The following is a 19,830-nucleotide window of genomic DNA, read 5'->3' on the forward strand; positions in this document are numbered from 1 at the left end:
ACTGGGGCCAACTCAGGTGATCACACGCAAACTCCCTAAGCTCATCGAGCGCCCGCCCCACGAACCTGACCTCCTTCACAACCCGACTATACAAAAATTTGTATAACATGACTAGAGCGTCACAAAGGGTCTCCTGACGTTTCTGTGGGTCTGGTTTCATGCTGCTCGACCGGGCAGTGCGGGGCATAGGCCGCCGCGGGTGAGCATGGCCATGCCGATCATCGCCTCAGGGCTGTGAAACCCGTACGCACGCGTGGTCAATGCCCGCAGGTGGGTGTTCGTCGCCTCTGAGCGGGCATTCGACAGTTGGTGGTCGAGAGTGTTGCCGATGAGCTCCTTGTGACGGCGGACGGTGCGGGCTACGGCAACGAATTCCGGGATGCGCGAGTGCGACGCCCAGGACAACCAACCGGCCAGCAGGCGATGGCCGTCGCGGCCTTTGACCCGAAACACTTCGCGGAGTTGCTCTTTGAGCAGATACGCCCGATACAGCGTGGCGTTGGTAGCCGTGATCGACGCGAGGCTGGTGCGTTGCTCACCGGTCAGATCGGCCGGGTTCTTGCGGGTCGCCCACATCGCGTGCCGGTCGCGGACACCGGCGCGGGCCATGGTACGCACCCGCACCTTGTCGAGGGCCTTGAGCGCCCAGGCCACGACATGAAACGGATCCAGGCAGATCACCGCACCCGGGGCCCGGTCCCGCAGCACGGCGTGAATCCATTCCGCCCCATCACAGCTGACGTGAGTCAACGCCGCGGCACGTTGGGCGCCGAGCTGGTCGAAAAACCGGCCCAAGGTGTCCTGGTTGCGGCCTTCGGCTGCCCACACCAGCCGGCCTGTCGTGTGATCGATGACGCAGGTTACATAGCGGTGGCCTTTGCGGTAGGCGATCTCGTCGATGCCGATGCGGGTCAACCCGGCCAGCAGGTCGTTGGTGTCGCGGCCATCGGCGACCACCCGGCCCACGATCGCGGCGATGGTGCGCCAGGCCACCCGCAAAAACACCGCGACCACACTGATCGCGGCATGCGCGGTCAACCACGCGGCTGTGTCCTCAAACGCCCAGGTGTGACGGGCCCCGGGCCGCGCCCAGGGCAGGTGGGCCACCACCACTCCATGCTCGGGGCAGGCTACCCGCGGCGCTGCGGCCTGCAGATAGGCCTTCGTCGTCCCCAGATCCAGGGTGCGCCAGCGCCTGATCCCCTCCCCGCCGTCATAGCCCGCACAGCGTTTGCGGCACCGCGAGCACCGGCTGGCCTGGTTCGCCTTGGGCCGCACCTCAAACACCAGCACCTCGCTGGTCACCGGCTGTTTTCCGCGCGAAGTCTCCGTCTCGATCATCACGTCATCGACGACCATGTCCTGGCCACCGAGGACCGTCGCGAATACCCTGGATTTACCCAACGCCGTACACCCTCCTTCGTCTTGAACCCGATAACAGTCCAAAACGTAAGCAGGACACGGCGTTGGGCCACAAGCCCCCTGGTCACAGACCCACGACTACGGCAGAAGAGCCGTCACAAAGCAGTACTGAACCGTCTTACCTCAGATGTCGGGAATAACACCCCTACTTTCGCCAGCTCCGTCGCCAGCCATTTTGTCGATGATTCACCGTCAAAACGGCAGACAATCGTGAGCTTCGTCACGATCGTCGGCTTCGCGGCCGCCGCGGGCGTGGCACTGCGCTGACCGGTGGCGGGGATGGCGCTGATTTGTCTGTGCCTGCTGGGGTATGCACGGCCTGACATCCCCGCACTGAAGAACGGTGATCACCAGCCATGCCCACCACACCGGCGGTCCTCGTTTTCGACGTTAACGAGACGCTCCTCGACATCGGTTCGCTGGCTCCGCTTTTCGAGCGGCTGTTCGGCGACCGCCGCATCCTGCGCGAATGGTTTGCCCAGCTCGTCATGTACTCGATGACCGTCACGCTGACCGAGGGCTACGTGGACTTCTCCGCCCTCGCCCGGGGCGCGCTGCGCCTGCTGGGCGAGGCCTACCGGGTGGACGTGACCGACGACGACCTGGACCGGCTGAGGACCGGTCTGCTCACGATGCCGGCACACTCCGATGCGGGCGAGGGGCTCGCCGCGCTGCGCGACGGCGGCTTCCGGCTGGCCACTCTGACCAACTCACCGCCCAACCCGGACGGTCCCACGGCGCTGGAAAACTCCGGGCTGGCGCACTTTTTCGAGCAGCGCCTCAGCGTCGACGCCCGGCACGCCTTCAAACCCGCCCCGGCGGTGTACCGGTACGCGTGCGAAACGCTCGGGGTGTCCCCCGGCCAGTGCATGATGGTGGCCGCGCACCCCTGGGACCTGCTCGGCGCGCAGAACGTCGGCTTCGGCGCCGCCCTCGTCACGCGGCCGGGCAATCCGCCGCTGCCCGTCGACGGGCTGCCGCAGCCCGACCTGGTCGTCGCCGACCTGCGCCGCCTCGCACAGCGGCTTGCCGGGCCGCACTGAGATGCACAGCGCCGAGTGAAGGGAGCAGCTGGACACCGCGCCGTGGGGCGCGCACGCCACGACCGCCGACCACCACGCCGTGCCGCAGACCTTCTTCACCGACCCCGAAGCCGCCGCGGTCGGGCTGACGGCGCGGCAGGCCGAGCAGGCCGGGCACCGGGTCCGCACGGTCGACGTCGAGAGCGGTGACGCCGTGATGGGCGCCAAGCTCTACGCGGACGGGTACACCGGCCGGGCGCGGATGGTCGTCGATGCCGACGGGGGCCACCAGCTGGGTGTCACGCTGGTCGGCCCGGGCGTCGGCGAGATCCTGCACTCGGCCATCGTCGCCGTCGCCGGGCGGGTGCCCGTCGACCGGCTGTGGCACGCGGTGCCCTGCATCCCGACGATCAGCGAACTGTGGCTGAGACTTCTCGAAGCGTATCGGGACGCCCCGCGCGATAATTGAGCGATGGCGACCTCGGACGGCTTTCACCCCGACTTCGACGACACGGCGGCAGGCGCGCCGCGGGTGCACCACGTCCGGGCGTCGGAGCTCAGCGCCGACACCGCGCAGTCGGAGGGAATGCGGCGCTTCGCCGCCCTGTCCGGCCGGTCGGTCGGCGCGGCGAGCCTGTGGATGGGCGAGACGCACGTCGCCCCGCAGGCCGCGTCGGCCAACCACCATCACGGCGAATCCGAGACCGCGATCTACGTGCGCGCCGGCCACCCGGAGTTCGTCTTCCACGACGGCGACCGGGAGGTGCGCATCGCGACCGCGCCCGGCGACTACGTCTTCATTCCGCCCTACCTGCCGCACCGCGAAGAAAACCCCGACCCGACGACACCTGCCGAGGTCGTGATCGCCCGCAGCACACAGGAGGCCATCGTGGTCAACCTGCCGGGGCTCTATCCGCTCTGAATCCGCTCGTCGGCCGAGCGTTTCCCGGCGCGGCACTCAGCGAATTCTCAACAGATTCTTCGGTTCCGGCCAGCCTGGCTCCAAGGCTGCGCAAAGCCATTGTCAGCAGCATGGACTCATGACGAGTGAGCCGCTCTGCACCGACCTGATCGAACGTTACCTGCGTACCCGCGGTAGCCGGTATTTCCGCGGCCAGCACGACGGCGACTTCTTCTACGTCGCCAACACCCGCCCGCGACGGCTGCACGTGCACCTCGAGGTGTGCCCCGCGCACGACGACGTGCTGGTGGTTCGGGTGGTTCCCGCGTGTTTCTTCCCCGCCACCGATCGCCCGTGGCTGACCCACCTCGCGGACGGCTGGAATCGGCAGGATCGCGAAGTCACCGCGATCGTGCACAATTCCTGCGACCCGCAGCGCATCGGCGTGATCGCCCGCCGGTCGCAGTGGATCCGCGAGGACATCCCCTTCGAGGATTTCTCGCGCTTCGTGGACAACACGATCGCGGCCGCGATCGAACTGTTCGGCGAGTTGACCCCGGTTGTGGAGTGGCACCCGGAGCAGCCGCTGCTGCGCGACGCCGGCTGAGCACCGCCGCTGCGGTTTCGGCTCAGACCGCGAGAACGGCGTCCAGCGCCGAATAGAACAGGCCCAGCCCGTCGTCGGACGGCCCGGTCAGCGCCTCGATGGCGTGCTCGGGATGGGGCATCAGGCCGACCACCCGCCCGTTGGCCGAGCTGATGCCGGCGATGTCGTGCAGGGAGCCGTTGACGTTGTCGTGGTAGCGGAACACCACCCGGCCCTCGCCCTCGAGCTCGGCGAGCACGTCCCGGGGCGCCACGTAGCGGCCCTCCCCGGATTTCAGGGGGACCAGGATGTCCGCGCGCGGCTCGTACCGCGACGTCCAGGCCGTCGCGGTGGACGCCACCGTCAGCCACACGTCGCGGCAGACGAAGTGCAGGCCCACGTTGCGGGTGAGCGCGCCGGGCAGCAGCCCCGCCTCGCACAGGACCTGAAAACCGTTGCAGATGCCCAGCACCGGCATCCCGCGTGCGGCGGCGCCGACCACTTCGGCCATCACCGGGGCGAACCGGGCGATCGCCCCCGCCCGCAGGTAGTCGCCGTAGGAGAAGCCGCCGGGTACCACCACGGCGTCGACGCCCCGCAGGTCGGCGTCGGCGTGCCAGAGGCTGACGGGTTCGGCGCCGACCCGCCGTACCGCGCGGGCGGCGTCGGTGTCGTCGAGCGAACCCGGGAACGTGACGACGCCGACGCGCACCGTCACCTCGCCTCCCGCGTGATCGTCCAGTCCTCGATCACGGTGTTGGCCAACAGCGACTCCGCGATCTCGGCGAGCGCGGAGTCGTCGACGGTGTCGTCGACCTCGAGCTCGAATCGCTTGCCCTGCCGCACATCCGAGATGCCGGGATGGCCCAGCCGGCCGAGCGCGCCGACAATAGCCTGACCCTGCGGGTCGAGAATCTCCGCTTTGGGCATCACGTTGACGATCACCCGGGCCACCGGCGCTCCTCCTGACGGTTTCTGTCGGCGCCAACTCTACCGGCGGCCGGCGGTTTCACAGGCACGAGGCGATGTACGCCTCGCACAGGGGCGCGGCCATGGCGTTGAGCACCGGCTCGTCGGCCATCGCGGGCCAGGGCACCTGCGGCGGGGCTGACGACCACAGCGTGAGCTCGGCGATCGTGCTGCTCGACGGGTGGGCGAGCAGGTAGGTGTGCACGATGACCGGCCCGGAGATCACCGCGGCCGCCCGGTCGGGCCCGTCGGTGGTGACCGACGGCGATTCCAGCGGCGCCCCGAGCTGGCAGCCGCGCAACGCGGCGACGGCGGTGCCGAACACGGCGGCCGCGGTCGGGCCGCCGCGGGCGGTGTCGCCGCGCCAGTGCAGGATCTGCGCCTGCAGCTGCCACTGGCCGTCGGGGTGCGCCACGGTCGCCCGGGCCGCGACCGCGCCGGCGCGCGGATCCCGCGGGACCGCCGGCGTGGCGCACACCTCCTCGAACCGGAACCGGGCCCCGTCGCCGATGCCGGTGATCTGCACCGCCAGACCGGCCGGTGCGGGCCAGTGGTAGACGGGGTCCAGCGGCACGGCACGCGCCGGCATCCACGCGGTGGCCGGTATCTGATCACAGACGGGTGGGCAGGTTTCCGGCTCCGCGTGCGCGGACACCACGACTGCCAGGGAACCCGCCAGGCAACCGGCGATCACGATCATCGCCAGGATCACCCGCATCGGCACCACCTTCGTCCGGGCACAATCGTAGACATGCAGCTGACGCATTTCGGGCACTCGTGCCTACTCGCCGAGTTCGGCCACACCCGCGTGCTCTTCGACCCCGGCACATTCGCGCACGGTTTCGAGGGGACCACCGGCCTGACAGCCATCCTGGTCACCCACCAGCACCCCGACCACATCGACACCGCGCGGCTCCCGTCGCTGCTGGAGGGCAACCCGGGCGCCGCGCTGTACGCCGACCCGCAGACGACCGCCCAACTGGGCGCGCCGTGCCGGGAGGTACACGTCGGCGACGAGCTGCGGATCGGGGAGGTGACCGTGCGGGCCGTCGGCGGCAGGCACGCGGTGATACACCCGGAAATCCCCGTGGTAGAGAACATTTCGTACCTGGTGGGCGACGCCGACCATCCGGCCAGGCTGATGCATCCCGGCGACGCGCTGTTCGTCCCCGACGAGCCGGTCGACGTGCTGGCCGCCCCGGCGGCGGCCCCCTGGATGCGGATCTCGGAGGCCGTGGACTACCTGCGCGCGGTGGCACCCGTGCGCGCGGTGCCCATCCACCAGGGCGTCGTCGCACCCGAGGCCCGGGGCCTCTACTACGGGCGGCTCACCGAGATGACCGACACCGACTTCCAGGTATTACCCGAGGAGAGTGCGGTCACCTTCTAGCCCGGATTTTTCGCGGAATGCCGAAGTAGCTGGGTGTTGATGCGCGAAAGTGCCTGTCCTGCAACGCATAATGGGAATTCTCTAGGTTTCCATATGGCGAGCGGAAGGCACTTCGCAAGTGAAGAGTATCGCGGTGACGCGGCGGGTGAAAGTATCGGCGGACGGTCGCGGGGTGGTGTCGCACGCCGGGATGGGGCTGTTGCGGGAACTGGCCGATCTGACCGGGTTATCAGCGCAGGTCACGGCGGTGTTGGCCGATACTTACAAGGGGCCGTGGACTTATGCCCCGGGTGCGGTGTTCGCCGATCTTGCCGCGGCGGTGGCTGACGGGGCGGACTGCATCGACGGGGTCGGCCAGTTGTGTGGGGATCGCGAGCATGTGTTCGGGGCCAAGGCCTCGACAACGACGATGTGGCGGCTGATCGATTATCGCATCGATGCCGCGCACCTGCCGAAGGTTCGCACCGCGCGGGCATCGGCGCGGGCGGCGGCCTGGGCGGCCGGGGCCGCGCCCCCGGCGGGTGTGCCGCTGTACATCGACATCGACGCCACGCTGGTCATCGACCATTCCGACAACAAGGCGCAGGCGGCCCCGACGTGGAAGAAGTCGTTCGGCCATCACCCGCTGCTGGCGTTTCTGGACCGCCCGCAGATCGCCGGCGGTGAGGCCCTGGCCGGGCTGCTGCGCAAAGGCAACGCCGGATCCAATACCGCCGCCGATCACGTCACGGTCCTTCAGCAGGCTTTGGATTCGCTGCCGGCAGATTGGCGTCCCGGCCCGCAGAACCCGGCCGCGCCGGCGGTGGTGGTGCGCTCAGATTCCGCCGGAGCCACCCACAAGTTTGCCCAGGCCTGCCGCGATCACGGGGTCGGGTTCTCCTTCGGGTTTCCCGTCGATGCCCGGGTCCAGGACGCCGTGGACACCCTCAACCTCGGCGATGGCTGGTATCCGGGGATCGACTCCGATGGGCAGATCCGGGACGGGGCGTGGGTGGCCGAGGCCACCGGCCTGGTCAACCTGTCGGCCTGGCCTGCCGGGACCCGGCTGGTGCTGCGCAAAGAACGCCCACACCCCGGGGCGCAGCTGCGCTTCACCGACATCGACGGCATGCGGGTGACCGCCTTCATCACCGACACCCCACCGGGGATGGTTCCCGGGCAGCTGGCCGGTCTGGAACTGCGCCACCGCCAGCACGCCCGCGTCGAGGACCGCATCCGCGAAGCCAAAGCCGCCGGCCTGGCCAACCTGCCCTGTCATGATTTCCAGTCCAACGCCGCCTGGCTCGAAATCGTCCTGGCCGCCGCCGATCTGGTCGCCTGGGCCCAACTGATCGGATTCACCGACGCCCCGCAGCTGGCCCGCTGCGAGATCACCGCCTTCCGCTACCGGGTCCTACACGTCGCGGCCCGCATCACCCGCGGCGCCCGCCAACTACGGCTGCGCATCGACGCCACCTGGCGCTGGGCCGGTGCCATCGCAACCGCCTGGCAGCGCATCCGCGCCGCCTTCCCCTGACCACCGCAAACCCGCCCCGACGACCCGAAAGACCCACCGGCCATAGGAAAGCCCGCCCACCCCGGCGACACGGGACGGCCAAACACACCCCAAGCCCAAAATCGCTATCGCTCAGCGATCTTCATGGCTCAGCACCCCCGAACCCCACCCGCACGAAAAATCGAGGCTAGGGCGGGCCCAACCTCAGGTGATGTCGTCGGCCGCGCCCCGGCCCGCGGCGCGCCCGGAGAAGATGCAACCGCCCAGGAACGTGCCCTCCAGCGCCCGGTAGCCGTGCACGCCGCCGCCGCCGAAGCCCGCCACCTCACCGGCCGCGTACAGCCCCGTGAGCGGCGTGCCGTCGGCTTTGAGCACCCGCGCGTGCAGGTCGGTTTCGATGCCGCCCAGCGTCTTTCGCGTCAGGATGTGCAGCTTGACCGCGATCAGCGGCCCGGCCTTCGGGTCGGTCAGCCGGTGGGGCGCCACCACCCGGGTGAAGCGGTCGCCCAGGTAGCCGCGGGCGGCGCGGATCGCGGTGACCTGGCCGTCCTTGCTGAACCTGTTGGCGACCTCGCGATCGCGGGCGGTCACCTCGGCCGCCACGGTGGAGTAATCCAACGGCGCCACGTCGGGCAGCTTGTTCATCGCGGCCACCAGCTCACGCAGCGAATCGGCGCTGACGAAGTCCGCACCACGGTCGACAAACGCCTGCACCGGGGCCGGCGGCCCGGAACTGGCACGGTTACGCAGCAGCGCGCGCACACTCTGCCCGGTCAGGTCGGGATTCTGCTCCTGGCCCGACAAGGCGAATTCCTTCTCGATGATCCTGGCGTTGAGGATGAACCAGGTGTAGTCGTACCCGGACCTGGTGATGTATTCCAGCGTGCCCAGGGTGTCGAACCCGGGGTAGAGCGGGACCGGCAGCCGCTTGCCGGCCCCGTCCAGCCACAGCGACGACGGGCCCGGGATGATGCGGATGCCGTGCAGCGGCCAGACCGGCTCGTAATTGGTGATGCCCTCGGTGTAATGCCACATCCGGTCGGGGTTGATCACCCGCGCACCGGCCCGCTGTGAGATGTCGATCATCCGGCCGTCGACGTGGGCGGGGACGCCGCTGAGCAGCTGCCCGGGGACCCGGCCCATCCGCGCGGGCCAGTTCTTGCGCACCAGATCGTGGTTGCCGCCGATGCCGCCGCTGGTGACGATCACCCCCGGCGCACGAAACTCGAATTGCGCCACAGCTTTTCGGGAGGAAGGCATCCCACGCGGGGCGGTGCTGGGTTCCAGCACGCTACCCCGGACGCCGGTGACCGCGCCCCCTTCGAGGATCAACTCGTCGACCTGGTGGCGGTGCGCGAAGCGCACGTTCGAGCGGTCGCGCAGCCGGCGGGCGAAGATCTCGACCAGGGCCGGTCCCGTGCCCCAGGTGATATGAAAGCGGGGCACCGAATTGCCATGTCCCAGCGCGTCGTATCCGCCCCGTTCGGCCCAGCCGACCAGCGGGAAGAGCTTCAGGCCCCGGGCACGCAGCCAGCTGCGCTTCTCCCCGGCCGCGAAATCGACGTAGGCGTAGGCCCATTGCCGGGGCCAGTAGTCCTCGTCCCGGTCGAAAGCCGCCGTCCCCAGCCAGTCCTGCAGCGCGAGTTCATGGCTGTCACGGATCCCCAGTCGGCGCTGTTCGGGGCTGTCGACGAAGAACAGCCCGCCGAACGACCAGAAGGCCTGCCCGCCCAGGTTGGCGCTGTTCTCCTGGTCGAGGACCAACACCCGCAGGCCGCGTTCGACGAGTTCGCAGGCGGCCACGAGGCCCGCCAGACCGGCTCCGACGATGATCGCGTCGGCGGCGAACCCGCCGGCCGAAGAATCGCTCATGTCGGATCAGGGTAGTGCCCCGACCGGGCCGTGGGATCAGGCGGCGTCGACGATCGCCTTGTCGCGCTGCCAGTGGTATACCGTCGGCGTGCAGCCGTGCATCAACGCCAGGTCGACGGCGTCGAGCATCGCCTGGTGCGGGCCCGGCTTGCGCAGCTGACGGGCGGCGACCGCCACCCGCACCATGCCGTCCCGGCGCGCGATCCGCTCCGCGGACAGCACCACCATCCGGCACCACCAGGGTTCGGTCAGGAACCCTTCGCCGATACCGAGGACCCGGGCGCGCACGGTGGTGTGCCGGACCAGGTCGGTGACCCCGTGCAGGTCCGCGAGCAACCGGAATCCGTTCTGCGGCAGAGCCTTGACGACGCCCGGCGACACCACCCAGCCCGGCGCGGCGAACAGCCGGGTGCGCAGCCCGAGATGCTCGAGGACCCGGTCGGCTGCCGTCAGGCGCAGCTTGGCCTCGTGCGCCCGCAGCATCGCGAACTCGGCGCGCCGCTTCTTGGTGGCCGCGTCGTCGTAGCCGTGCAGCACGATGGCGTCGCCGCCGGCACGCCGGGCGGTCAGCCACTCGACGGTCCGCGGGTCGCGGTCGAGCCGGTAGTCCCCTTTGAGCCTCGGAGCCACCAGCAACGACACCAGCACGTTGCGGGCATCCATTTCCCCGCAGAACGCCTCGACGTCGGCCAAGGTGCGGTCACCTATGCCCGAGATCGAGACGATCAATTTTCCAGACACACCCGTAGTTTGCCGACTCCAAGTTTCGGGACGGTGAAGGACACGCAGACGGCAGGCGTATATCGCGCCGCCGCCCCGCCCGCAAACCCTTCCTGCGCTCCGACGTCGGGTGCGGGGCCGGGCACGGCCCGCCCCCGCGGCGATCCAGCAAACGGCTGTCGGCGTCGGCGGGGTCGACGGTTCGATATGCTAAGCAACGCCATGGAAAAGGCTCCGCCTGTCGCCCCGCCGTCCGCCGCCACCACCCCGCAGCGGGCGGCCGGTGAGCGCGAGTATCCCGACAAGCTGGACGCCGCACTGCTGCGGATCGCCGGGGTGTGCATCCTGGCCACGGTGATGTCGATCCTGGATGTCACCGTCGTCAGCGTCGCCCAGCGCACCTTCATCGCCCAGTTCTCATCCACTCAGGCCGTGGTCGCCTGGACGATGACCGGCTATACGCTGGCTCTGGCGACCGTCATCCCGGTAACGGGTTGGGCCGCCGACCGATTCGGCACCAAACGGCTGTTCATCGGCTCGGTCCTGGCGTTCACGTTGGGCTCGCTGCTGTGCGCGCTGGCGCCGGACATCCTGCTGCTCATCGCCTTTCGGGCGGTGCAGGGCATCGGGGGCGGCATGCTGTTGCCGCTCGGCTTCATGATCTTGACCCGCGAGGCGGGCCCCGGGCGACTCGGCCGTCTGATGTCCATCCTGAGTATCCCCATGCTGCTCGCCCCGATCTGCGGGCCGATCCTGGGCGGCTGGCTCATCGACACCGCCGGCTGGCGATGGATCTTCTTGATCAACCTGCCGATCGGTCTACTCACGACCGCCCTCGCGGCGGTCGTGTTCGCCAGGGACCAGCCGTCGCGGTCGGAGACGTTCGACCTCGTCGGCGTGCTGCTGCTCTCCCCCGGCCTGGCCACGTTCCTGTTCGCGGTGTCCTCCATCCCGGGTCGCGGCACGGTCGCGGATCGGCACGTGTTGATACCGGCGGCGGTCGGGCTGGCCCTGATCGTGGCCTTCGTCCTGCACGCCTGGTATCGGGCCGATCACCCGCTGATCGACCTGCGGCTGTTCAAGAACCGGGTGGTCACCCACGCCAACGTGACGATGACGGTGTTCGCGGTCGCGTTCTTCGGGGCGGCGCTGCTGCTCCCGAGCTACTTCCAGCAGGTGTTGCACCAGACGCCGACGCAGGCCGGAGCCCACATGATCCCGCAGGGCCTCGGTGCGATGCTGACCATGCAACTCGCCGGCCCGATCGTGGACCGGCGGGGGCCCGGCAACGTCGTGCTGGCCGGCATCGCGCTCATCACCACCGGCCTGGGGACCTTCGCCTGCGGCGTGGCCAGGCAGGCCGACTACCAACCCACGCTGCTGACCGGGCTGGCGATCATGGGCATGGGCATGGGCTGTGCCATGATGCCCCTGTCGGTGGCGGCGGTGCAGGCGCTGGCCCCGCACCAGATCGCCCGCGGTTCGACGCTGATCAGCGTCCTGCACCAGGTGGGCGGCTCGGTCGGGACGGCCCTGATGTCGGTGATCCTGACGAGCCAGTTCAACCGCAGCGAAAACATCGGCGCCGCGAACAAAATGGCGCTGCTGCAGCAGAGCGCGGCCAGGCTCGGTGTGCCCCTTGACAAATCCGCGGTCCCCAGGCAGACCTTCACCCACCACTTCGCCGGCGACCTGCTGCACGACCTCTCACACGCCTACACCGCGGTGTTCGCGCTCGCGGTGGTGCTGGTGGCGTCCACGCTCATCCCCGCCTGGTTCCTGCCGAGACAGCCTGCCCGCGAATTCCTCACCCCGGCAGGCTGACCCGGCTCAGCCGCGGCCGTAGCTACCGGGATCGGCGACCGCCAGCAACCACGCGTACTGGAACGCGGTCTCCTGCCACGCCTTGTAACGGCCGCTGACGCCGCCATGGCCGGCGTTCATCTGCGTCTTCAACAGCACCGGAGCACCGTCGGTGTTGGCGTGGCGCAGCGCCGCGACCCACTTGGCCGGCTCCACGTAGTACACCCGGGTGTCGTTCAGCGACGTCATCGCCAGGATCGCCGGATACGGTTTCCCCTCCACGTTCTCGTACGGCGAATACGACTTCATGTAGGCGTAGACGTCCTTGTCGCTCAACGGATTTCCCCATTCGTCCCACTCGGTGACGGTCAGCGGCAGGGAGGGGTCCAAGATCGTGGTCAAGGGGTCGACGAACGGGACCTGCGCGAGGATGCCGGCGAACAGGTCCGGCGCCAGATTGGCCACCGCGCCCATCAGCAGGCCGCCTGCGCTGCCACCCAACGCCACCAGCTGCCGGGGGCTGGTCAGCCCCGAGTCCACCAGATGCCTTGCCACCGCGACGAAGTCGCTGAAGCTGTTCTTCTTGGCCAGCAGCTTGCCGTGCTCGTACCACAGCCGGCCCATCTCGCCACCGCCGCGGACATGGGCGATGACGAACGCCATGCCGCGGTCCAGCAGCGACAGCCGGGCGATGGAGAACGCCGGGTCGGTGCAGATCTCGTAGGCGCCGTAGCCGTAGAGCAATGTCGGAGCCGGGAATTCGGTCCCGGTGCGGTACACGATCGACACGGGGACGCGGGTGCCGTCCTCGGCGCGCGCCCAGTCGCGCCGCTCCACGTAGTCGCCGGGCCGGTAGTCGCCGAGCACGGGTTGTTCGCGCAGTAGTGTCCGCTCGCCGCTGGCCAGGTCGATGTCGTAGATCCGCACGGGAGTGACGAAAGAACCCACCCTGATCCGCAGCTTCGGGGACTCCCAGTTCGGGTCGGCGCCGGCGCTGACCCACATCAGCTCGGAGTCCGACGAAATCTCCTCGGGCTCGCCGTAACCGCCGTCGGTGTTCAGGGGCCACAACTGGACGCGGGGCAATGCCTCGCGCCGGTAACTCACCACCAGGTGGTCGGCGAACGCGTCCACGCCCTCGAGCCGGACGTCGTCGCGGTGCTCGATCAGAGTGCGCTGCCGCGTGGGATCCTCGACCGGGGATTCGACCAGCGTGAAGTTGACCGCGCCGTCGTTGTGCAGGATCAGGAACCGGTCGCGGCCCCCGACCACCGCGTGTTCGACCGAGTAGTCGACGCCTTCGCGGCGTGGCAGCACGACGGTGAACGCGGCATCCGGGTCGGCCGCGTCCGCGTACCGCCACTCGGAGGTGATCGCCGAGGCCGCGTTGAGCAGGACGTAGGCCTTGCTCCGGGTCAGTCCCACCCCGAGCCAGAATCGTTCGTCGGCCTCGTGATACACCAGTTCCGCCGGCTCGCCGGAGCCGAGCCGGTACCGCCAGACCTTGTCGGGGCGGTGCGCGGTATCCAGGGTCAGGTAGTACACGGTGCGGTTGTCGGCCGCCCACGTTCCCCCGCCCGCGATGTCGGCGATCTCGTCCCCGAATCGTTCTCCGGTGCGTAAGTCCTTGAACCGCAAGATATACCGCTCGTCGCCGACCGTGTCGACGGAGTAGGCCAGCAGGTTGCCGTCCAGGCTGACCATGGCCGCGCCCAGCGCGAAAAACTCGTGGCCCTCGGCCTCGGCGTTCGAGTCGAGCAGGACCTGCTCACCGGGCACCTCGGTGTTCTCGTCCAACGTCGGCGGGGTCCAGTCGCCGGGATCGGCGATCGGGCAACGGCACTGGACGCGGTACTGCTTGCCCTCGAACGTTCGGGAGTAGTACCACCAGTCGCCCTGCCGGGTGGGCACCGACAGGTCGGTTTCCTTGGTGCGCGCCTTGATCTCGTCGAAGATCTGCCGGCGCAGCGGTTCGAGGTGGTCCGTCATCGCGTCGACATAGTCGTTCTCGGCCTCGAGGTGGGCGACGACCTCCGGGTCGGCCTTGTCGCGCAGCCATTCGTAGGGGTCGACGAAGACGTCGCCGTGGTGCTCGCGCCGGGTCTCCACCCGCTTGGCCACCGGGGGCCGGGGCGTGTCGCGGGACGTGGCGGTCATGCGCCCGGCCCGATCCAGTCATCGAAGCTCAAGCCGGAAATCCGTTCGTAGGCATTGACGTATCGATCGCGGGTGGCCTCGATGATGTCGCCGGGCAGCGGTGGTGGTGGTTGCGAACCGTGCCGGTCCCAGCCGGATTCGGGACCGGTGAGCCAGTTGCGGACGAACTGCTTGTCGAAGCTCGTCTGCACCACCCCGGCGCGGTAATCCGCGGCCGGCCAGTACCGCGAGGAATCCGGTGTGAAGATCTCGTCGGCCAGCAGCAGGTTGCCCTCTGGGTCGGTGCCGAACTCGAACTTGGTGTCGGCGATGATGATGCCCTTCGTCAGCGCGTGTTCGGCGGCCTGGGCGTAGATCTGCAGGGTCCGGTCGCGCAGCTGCTCGGCGCGCGGCGCGCCCACCAGCTCGACCACCCGGGAGAACGAGATGTTCTCGTCGTGGTCCCCCAGCGCGGCTTTGCTGGCCGGGGTGAACAGCGGTGCGGCGAACTTGCTGGCCTCGACCAGGCCGGGCGGCAACGCGATGCCGCACACCTTTCCGCTCGCCTGGTAGTCCAGCAGACCCGACCCGGTCAGGTAGCCGCGGGCCACGCATTCCACCGGCAGCATCTCCAACTCGCGCACCACCAGCGCGCGGCCCAGCACCTCGTCGGGGATGCGCGGATCGTCGGGCGGACCGGCGAGGTGGTTGGGCGCGTCGACGAAGCCGAAGAAGAACACACTCATCGCGGTCAGGATGCGGCCCTTGTCCGGAATGGTGCTGTCCAGGACGTAGTCGTACGCCGAGATCCGGTCGGTGGCGACCAGCAGCAGGTGCTCGCCGTCGACGCGGTACAGCTCACGGACCTTACCGCTGGCCAGATGCCGGTAGTCGGACAGTGCGGGACGCATCCGGCCAGCCTATCGGGCGCCGGAAACGGACCCCGGCGCCGGGAGCTGTGCTGGGATCGAAGGATGCGATCGCGTTTTCTGCCCTACGCCACCACCCCCGGCCGGCTGGCGGCCCAGCTGTTCAGTGACTTCGCCGTCTTCCTCTGGACGGGGATCTGGCTGCTCGTCGGCCTGGCCGTCTACGACGCCATCTCGACGATCGCCGAGGCCGGCCGGCAGGTGGAGGCCGGTGCGCACGGCGTCGCCGGCAGCCTGGCGTCAGCCGGTCAGGGCGCCGGGCACATCCCGCTGCTGGGCGACGCGGTCAGCACGCCGCTCACCTCCGCCAGCCAGGCCGCCCTCCAGATCGCCGGCGCCGGAAGCACCCTGGACACCACCGGCAGCTGGCTGGCGGTGCTGCTCGCCATGGCCGTCATCGCCCTACCCATCCTGATCGCCGTCCTGCCGTGGCTGTTCCTGCGCCTGCGGTTCTTCCGCCGCAAACTGGCGGCCACCGCACTGGCCGCCACCCCGGCCGGCGAACAGCTGCTGGCCCTGCGGGCGTTGACGAACCGCTCGCCGCGCAAGCTGGCCGCCGTGAGCGCGGACCCGGTCGGTGGGTGGCGTTACGCGGATCCCTACACGATCCGCGCGTTGGCCGCCCTGGAGTTGCGGTCGGCCGGCATCACGATCCCGAACCGCTAGAGGGCCGCCGGCCCAGGGCGCGGGCCGACAACAGCAGCCCGGCGACGACCATGGCCGACCACGCCGCGAACGCGTCCCAGAAGAACACGAGCGAGACGGTGACCAGTGCCGGTCGTCCGGTCTCGACCGCCATGGTGTAACTCGCCACCGAGTACATCCCCAGCGGAAACACGAACGCCCACCACATGCCGGCGAAGTTCAGCGTGCCGGTGCTCCGGTTGATCCAGTGCAGGGTGAAATAGACCAGCGGCGGTATCCACAGGCTCGCCGCCACCCAGGTCACCACGGTGACGGCGCGCACCGCCCCGGCCAGCCAGGCGGGCGCCAGGACGTGGATGTCGTCGCCGGCCAGCGTCGCAATGGCCAGGCCGCCCATCAGGATCCAGGAGTCGGGCTCGAATCCGTCCCGGTCCCTGCGCTCGGCGACGGTGCGCCACAACGCCAGCCAGGTCATCAGGGCGTAGAGGCACAGCGCCGCAACCCAGACCGGGACGGCCACGGCCAGCCACCGCTCGTCGACGGGGTGCCGGGCCATCTTGGTGGCCGTGATCGCCAGGCCCGACGTCCCCACGCTGGCCAGCTCCCAGGCGCCGTGCGCGTGGTCGCGCAGCTCCCGCCACGAATGCGCGGACATGTTGCGCACGCTGAGCACGATCAGCACCAACCAGGCCGGCAGCGCGACCAGACCCAGCGACCGCACCAGCACGGGATAAGCGTCCAGCCGGCTGTCCAGCACCGCACACGCGCGACAAAGGTGAACAGCCGCAACGTGACATCGGGATCGTGCAGATCCCAACGCACGGACCGGCGCCTGAAGAGCACCAGGGCGACGAGCACCAGCAGGCCCAGCGACGCCAGAACACCCGTCGTCTCGCTGATTCCGGGATAGTGGTGGTTTTCGGCGGCGACGGACAACACACCGGTCGCCATCACCGCGGCGAAGACATCTGGTGACGGCTCGACGGCGGCGAGCCGGTTCGTCATGGCGTCCGGTGCAGCTCCACGACGAGGTGCCGGATGCCGGTGTGCCGGTTGCTGCGCGTCCATTCGGCGGGCCGCACGACACGCACGGCCCCGAAACGCGTGAACAGCTCCTCGAACAGGACCCGCAGCTCGAGCCGGGCCAGGTTGGCACCCAGGCAGTAGTGCACTCCCTGCCCGAAGCCCAGGTGGGGATTGGGCTTTCGGGCGATGTCGAACTCGTCGGCGCGGTCGAAGGCACCGGCGTCGCGATTGGCCGAGCCCTCCCAGATCTGGACCTTCTGCCCCGCCCGGACCGGCTGCCCGCCCAGCGTGACGTCGCGGGTCGCGGTCCGCCGCTTCGACGGCGATGGCGACGTCCACCGCACCATTTCCTCGACGGCCGTGGGCAGCATCCCGAAATCCTCACGCAACAAACGTAATTGGTCGGGATGCTCGGCCAGCGCCAGCAGCCCGCCGGCGACCGCATTGCGCGTCGTCTCGGCACCGGCGCTGAACAGCAGGCTGAAGAACAGGTAGAGCTCGAGGTCCGACAGGGCCGGCGCCCCATCGGTGTCGTCGGCGTCCTCCAGCATGGCGTTGGCGACGACGGACAGCATGTCGTCGGTCGGCTCGGCGCGTTTGGCGGCGATCAACTCCTGGCCGTAGGCGTACATCCGCGAGCCGGCCTCCTCGGCCGACGTTCGCGGCGACAGCTGCGAGAGTGAAGCCTTGCGCGAGCCCCCGAAGTCGAATTGCGGCTCGATCGCCTGGAACAGCCAGTGCCGCTCGGACTCCGGCACACCCAACAGGATGCAGATCATCTGCATCGGCAGCTCGGCTGCGATGTCGACCAGGAAGTCGAACGGCTCACCGGGTACCACCGCATCCAGCAGAACCCGGGCCCGGCCGCGCAGGTCGTCCTCGACGCGCCGGATCATCCGCGGCGTCAGCCCGGAACTGACCAGGCGCCGGATCTGAGAGTGCCGCGGGTCGTCCATCATGTTGAGCACCTGCCCCGCGATGGCAAGATCCTGCAACAGCGTGCCGCCGAACGGCCGCTCCCCACCGGTCACCGACGAATACGTCACCGGATCCTTCAGCACCGCAAGCGTTTCCGCATACGTGGCGACCGACCAGAAGCCTTCGCCGTCGGGGGTGTTGTCGGTCGGCTCGTGCCAGTAGATCGGCGCCTCGCGGCGGTGCACGGCGAACAGCTCGTGCGGAAACCCGTTGGCGAAGTTGTCCAGGTCGGTGAAGTCGATTTCCGCGAGCGCCGGGCTCACAGGATCGCCCCCGGACGGTATTTGGCGGCGTCGGGATGGCGGGCCACCAGCGCGTCCACCGCGGCCACGACCTCGTCGACCTGATCACCGGCCGCCCCGGTGAAGGCCTTCTTGTCGGCCAGCGCGGCGTCCAGCGCCGCGCGGTCCAGCGGCAGCCGCGGATCGGCGGCCAGCCGCTCCAGCAGGTCGGGCTCGGCACCGCGTTCGCGCATGTCCAGCGCGGTGGCCACGGCGTGTTCGCGGATCACGTGGTGGGCGGCCTCGCGTCCCATCCCGGCGCGCACCGCCGCGATCAGCACCCTGGTGGTGGCCAGGAACGGCAGGTAGCGGTCCAGCTCGCGGGCGATCACCGCCGGGTAGGCGCCGAACTCGTCGAGCACCGTCAGGAACGTCTCGATCTGACCGTCGCAGGCAAAGAAGCTGTCCGGCAACGCCACCCGACGCACCACCGAGCAGAACACGTCACCCTCGTTCCACTGCGCGCCGGCCAGCTCGGCGGCCATCGACGCGTAGCCGCGCAGCACGACCTGCAGGCCGTTGACCCGCTCACAGCTGCGGGTGTTCATCTTGTGCGGCATCGCCGACGAGCCGACCTGCCCCGGCGCGAAGCCCTCGGTGACCAGTTCGTGCCCGGCCATCAGCCGGATCGTGTGGGCCAGCGACGACGGCCCGGCACCCAGCTGCACCAGGGCGGAGATGACGTCGTGGTCCAGCGAGCGGGGATAGACCTGCCCCACGCTGGTCAAAACCGTCGTGAAGCCCAGGAACTCGGCCACCCGGCGCTCGAGCACGCCCAGCTTGGCCGCATCTCCGTCGAGCAGGTCGAGCATGTCCTGCGCGGTGCCCATCGGACCCTTGATCCCGCGCAGCGGGTACCGGTCGATCAACTCGCGCAGCCTGGTCAACGCGACCAGCGTCTCCTGCGCCGCCGAGGCGAAACGCTTGCCCAGCGTGGTGGCCTGCGCGGCGACGTTGTGGCTGCGCCCGGCCATCACCAGGTCCCGATAGCTCACCGCGTGCTCGGCCAGCCGCGCCGCCACCGCCACCCCGTGGGCGAACACCAGCTCCAGCGAACGCCGCACCTGCAGCTGCTCGACGTTCTCGGTCAGGTCGCGGCTGGTCATCCCCTTGTGCACGTGCTCGTGGCCGGCCAGCGCATTGAATTCCTCGATGCGGGCCTTGACGTCGTGGCGCAGCACGCGTTCCCGTGCCGCGATCGAGGCCAGGTCCACGTCGTCGAGCACCCGCTCGTAGTCGGCGACCGCCTCCGCGGGTACGGGGACGCCCAATTCCGCCTGGGCCCGCAGCACGGCCAGCCAGAGCCGCCGCTCGGCGGCGACCTTGGCCGCGGGCGACCAGATCGCGACCATCTCGGCGCTGGCGTAGCGGGAGGCCAGCACGTTCGGAACGCTCACAAGCACACAGCTTACGGTCGTGCGCGGCGGCGGCGGGCCGGCTCCGCCCCGCAAGCCGGGACTCGGCGCAGCCGTCAGATATGCCACACGCGCCTCGCTCCATGGCGGACGCACTCTGCGCCCGCCTTCGAGCGACAAAATCGGGTGTCCGCCGCGGCCCGCGCGTTGTCGCTCGCAGGCGGGCGCAACGAGCGCCTTTCCCGGCAGCGACCGCGCCGCGCAGGCCCGCCGGGCCACCGCCGCACGCCCTACCCTGTG

The 19,830-nt window shown here is 69.5% G+C and carries 19 protein-coding genes and 1 pseudogene; 8 read left to right on the forward strand and 12 right to left on the reverse strand.

What is annotated here, in order from left to right; genetic code table 11:
• Window positions 1-156: 156 nt before the first annotated feature.
• Window positions 157-1,404, reverse strand: coding sequence for an ISL3 family transposase (locus tag ACJ512_RS26340; protein WP_407689820.1), 1,248 nt, complete (start codon window positions 1,402-1,404; stop codon window positions 157-159).
• A gap of 374 nt (window positions 1,405-1,778) precedes the next feature.
• Between ACJ512_RS26340 and ACJ512_RS26345 the strand changes: the two genes are divergently transcribed.
• The 4 genes and pseudogenes from ACJ512_RS26345 (at window position 1,779) to ACJ512_RS26360 (ending at window position 3,952) form a co-directional block, all read left to right on the forward strand.
• On the forward strand, window positions 1,779-2,465 hold the full coding sequence (locus ACJ512_RS26345) for a haloacid dehalogenase type II (protein ID WP_407689651.1): 687 nt from the start codon (window positions 1,779-1,781) through the stop codon (window positions 2,463-2,465).
• A gap of 28 nt (window positions 2,466-2,493) precedes the next feature.
• Window positions 2,494-2,913 (forward strand): annotated as a pseudogene (locus tag ACJ512_RS26350) (pyridine nucleotide-disulfide oxidoreductase); the annotation flags it as partial.
• A gap of 3 nt (window positions 2,914-2,916) precedes the next feature.
• Window positions 2,917-3,366, forward strand: coding sequence for a cupin domain-containing protein (locus tag ACJ512_RS26355; protein ID WP_407689650.1), 450 nt, complete (start codon window positions 2,917-2,919; stop codon window positions 3,364-3,366).
• A gap of 118 nt (window positions 3,367-3,484) precedes the next feature.
• Complete coding sequence (locus ACJ512_RS26360; protein ID WP_407689649.1) at window positions 3,485-3,952, forward strand: YbjN domain-containing protein; 468 nt, start codon at window positions 3,485-3,487, stop codon at window positions 3,950-3,952.
• A 22-nt stretch (window positions 3,953-3,974) separates the two neighbouring features.
• Here the strand turns inward: ACJ512_RS26360 and purQ are convergent, their stop codons facing one another.
• The 3 genes from purQ to ACJ512_RS26375 are packed head-to-tail and all read right to left on the reverse strand — an operon-like array spanning window position 3,975 to window position 5,675.
• On the reverse strand, window positions 3,975-4,649 hold the full coding sequence (gene purQ / locus ACJ512_RS26365) for a phosphoribosylformylglycinamidine synthase subunit PurQ (protein ID WP_407689648.1): 675 nt from the start codon (window positions 4,647-4,649) through the stop codon (window positions 3,975-3,977).
• Window positions 4,646-4,885 carry a phosphoribosylformylglycinamidine synthase subunit PurS gene (purS, locus tag ACJ512_RS26370; protein ID WP_407689647.1) on the reverse strand — a complete coding sequence of 80 codons (240 nt, stop codon included), beginning with the start codon at window positions 4,883-4,885 and terminating at the stop codon, window positions 4,646-4,648. The genes purQ and purS overlap by 4 nt, the downstream gene beginning before the upstream one ends.
• Window positions 4,886-4,940: 55 nt before the next feature.
• Complete coding sequence (locus ACJ512_RS26375) at window positions 4,941-5,675, reverse strand: ATPase (protein ID WP_407689646.1); 735 nt, start codon at window positions 5,673-5,675, stop codon at window positions 4,941-4,943.
• Here ACJ512_RS26375 and ACJ512_RS26380 point away from each other — a divergent pair.
• Both ACJ512_RS26380 and ACJ512_RS26385 read left to right on the forward strand, forming a co-directional pair.
• Entirely contained in the window at window positions 5,652-6,290 is a 639-nt protein-coding gene (locus ACJ512_RS26380; RefSeq protein WP_407689645.1) for an MBL fold metallo-hydrolase, read from the forward strand. The genes ACJ512_RS26375 and ACJ512_RS26380 overlap by 24 nt on opposite strands.
• Before the next feature lie 118 nt (window positions 6,291-6,408).
• Window positions 6,409-7,806, forward strand: a complete 1,398-nt coding sequence (locus ACJ512_RS26385) for an IS1380 family transposase (protein ID WP_461479851.1) — start codon at window positions 6,409-6,411, stop codon at window positions 7,804-7,806.
• Window positions 7,807-7,989: 183 nt separating this feature from the next.
• Here ACJ512_RS26385 and ACJ512_RS26390 read toward each other — a convergent pair whose 3' ends face one another.
• Together ACJ512_RS26390 and ACJ512_RS26395 are read right to left on the reverse strand one after the other, a co-directional pair.
• A complete protein-coding gene (locus tag ACJ512_RS26390; RefSeq protein WP_407687195.1) occupies window positions 7,990-9,657 on the reverse strand; it encodes an FAD-binding dehydrogenase in 1,668 nt (555 codons plus the stop codon).
• Between the two features lie 36 nt (window positions 9,658-9,693).
• Window positions 9,694-10,398: a DUF2334 domain-containing protein gene (locus ACJ512_RS26395; RefSeq protein ID WP_407687196.1), complete on the reverse strand. Its 705-nt coding sequence runs from the start codon at window positions 10,396-10,398 to the stop codon at window positions 9,694-9,696.
• A gap of 186 nt (window positions 10,399-10,584) precedes the next feature.
• Here ACJ512_RS26395 and ACJ512_RS26400 point away from each other — a divergent pair, with 186 nt between their 5' ends.
• Window positions 10,585-12,201 carry a DHA2 family efflux MFS transporter permease subunit gene (locus ACJ512_RS26400; protein WP_407687197.1) on the forward strand — a complete coding sequence of 539 codons (1,617 nt, stop codon included), beginning with the start codon at window positions 10,585-10,587 and terminating at the stop codon, window positions 12,199-12,201.
• Window positions 12,202-12,207: 6 nt separating this feature from the next.
• Here the strand turns inward: ACJ512_RS26400 and ACJ512_RS26405 are convergent, their stop codons facing one another.
• Together ACJ512_RS26405 and ACJ512_RS26410 are read right to left on the reverse strand one after the other, a co-directional pair.
• Window positions 12,208-14,337 carry a S9 family peptidase gene (locus ACJ512_RS26405; protein ID WP_407687198.1) on the reverse strand — a complete coding sequence of 710 codons (2,130 nt, stop codon included), beginning with the start codon at window positions 14,335-14,337 and terminating at the stop codon, window positions 12,208-12,210.
• The gene (locus tag ACJ512_RS26410; RefSeq protein ID WP_407687199.1) at window positions 14,334-15,227 is read right to left on the reverse strand and encodes a phosphoribosylaminoimidazolesuccinocarboxamide synthase; all 894 of its coding nucleotides are present in this window, start codon (window positions 15,225-15,227) and stop codon (window positions 14,334-14,336) included. Before ACJ512_RS26410 ends, ACJ512_RS26405 begins: the two co-directional genes overlap by 4 nt.
• A gap of 63 nt (window positions 15,228-15,290) precedes the next feature.
• Here ACJ512_RS26410 and ACJ512_RS26415 point away from each other — a divergent pair, with 63 nt between their 5' ends.
• The gene (locus ACJ512_RS26415) at window positions 15,291-15,911 is read left to right on the forward strand and encodes a hypothetical protein (RefSeq protein WP_407687200.1); all 621 of its coding nucleotides are present in this window, start codon (window positions 15,291-15,293) and stop codon (window positions 15,909-15,911) included.
• Here ACJ512_RS26415 and ACJ512_RS26420 read toward each other — a convergent pair.
• Genes ACJ512_RS26420 through purB form a run of 4 tightly spaced genes read right to left on the reverse strand, consistent with a single transcriptional unit; the run spans window position 15,892 to window position 19,572 of the window.
• On the reverse strand, window positions 15,892-16,611 hold the full coding sequence (locus tag ACJ512_RS26420; RefSeq protein ID WP_407687201.1) for a tellurite resistance/C4-dicarboxylate transporter family protein: 720 nt from the start codon (window positions 16,609-16,611) through the stop codon (window positions 15,892-15,894). The two genes, ACJ512_RS26415 and ACJ512_RS26420, sit on opposite strands and share 20 nt — an antisense overlap.
• The gene (locus ACJ512_RS26425; RefSeq protein ID WP_407687202.1) at window positions 16,566-16,895 is read right to left on the reverse strand and encodes a TDT family transporter; all 330 of its coding nucleotides are present in this window, start codon (window positions 16,893-16,895) and stop codon (window positions 16,566-16,568) included. Before ACJ512_RS26425 ends, ACJ512_RS26420 begins: the two co-directional genes overlap by 46 nt.
• Complete coding sequence (locus ACJ512_RS26430) at window positions 16,892-18,157, reverse strand: cytochrome P450 (RefSeq protein WP_407687203.1); 1,266 nt, start codon at window positions 18,155-18,157, stop codon at window positions 16,892-16,894. Before ACJ512_RS26430 ends, ACJ512_RS26425 begins: the two co-directional genes overlap by 4 nt.
• Complete coding sequence (gene purB, locus ACJ512_RS26435) at window positions 18,154-19,572, reverse strand: adenylosuccinate lyase (protein WP_407687204.1); 1,419 nt, start codon at window positions 19,570-19,572, stop codon at window positions 18,154-18,156. The genes ACJ512_RS26430 and purB overlap by 4 nt, the downstream gene beginning before the upstream one ends.
• Window positions 19,573-19,830: the final 258 nt, after the last annotated feature.

The sequence above is a fragment of the Mycobacterium cajalii genome (genome assembly GCF_045809005.2).
Lineage (GTDB): Bacteria > Actinomycetota > Actinomycetes > Mycobacteriales > Mycobacteriaceae > Mycobacterium.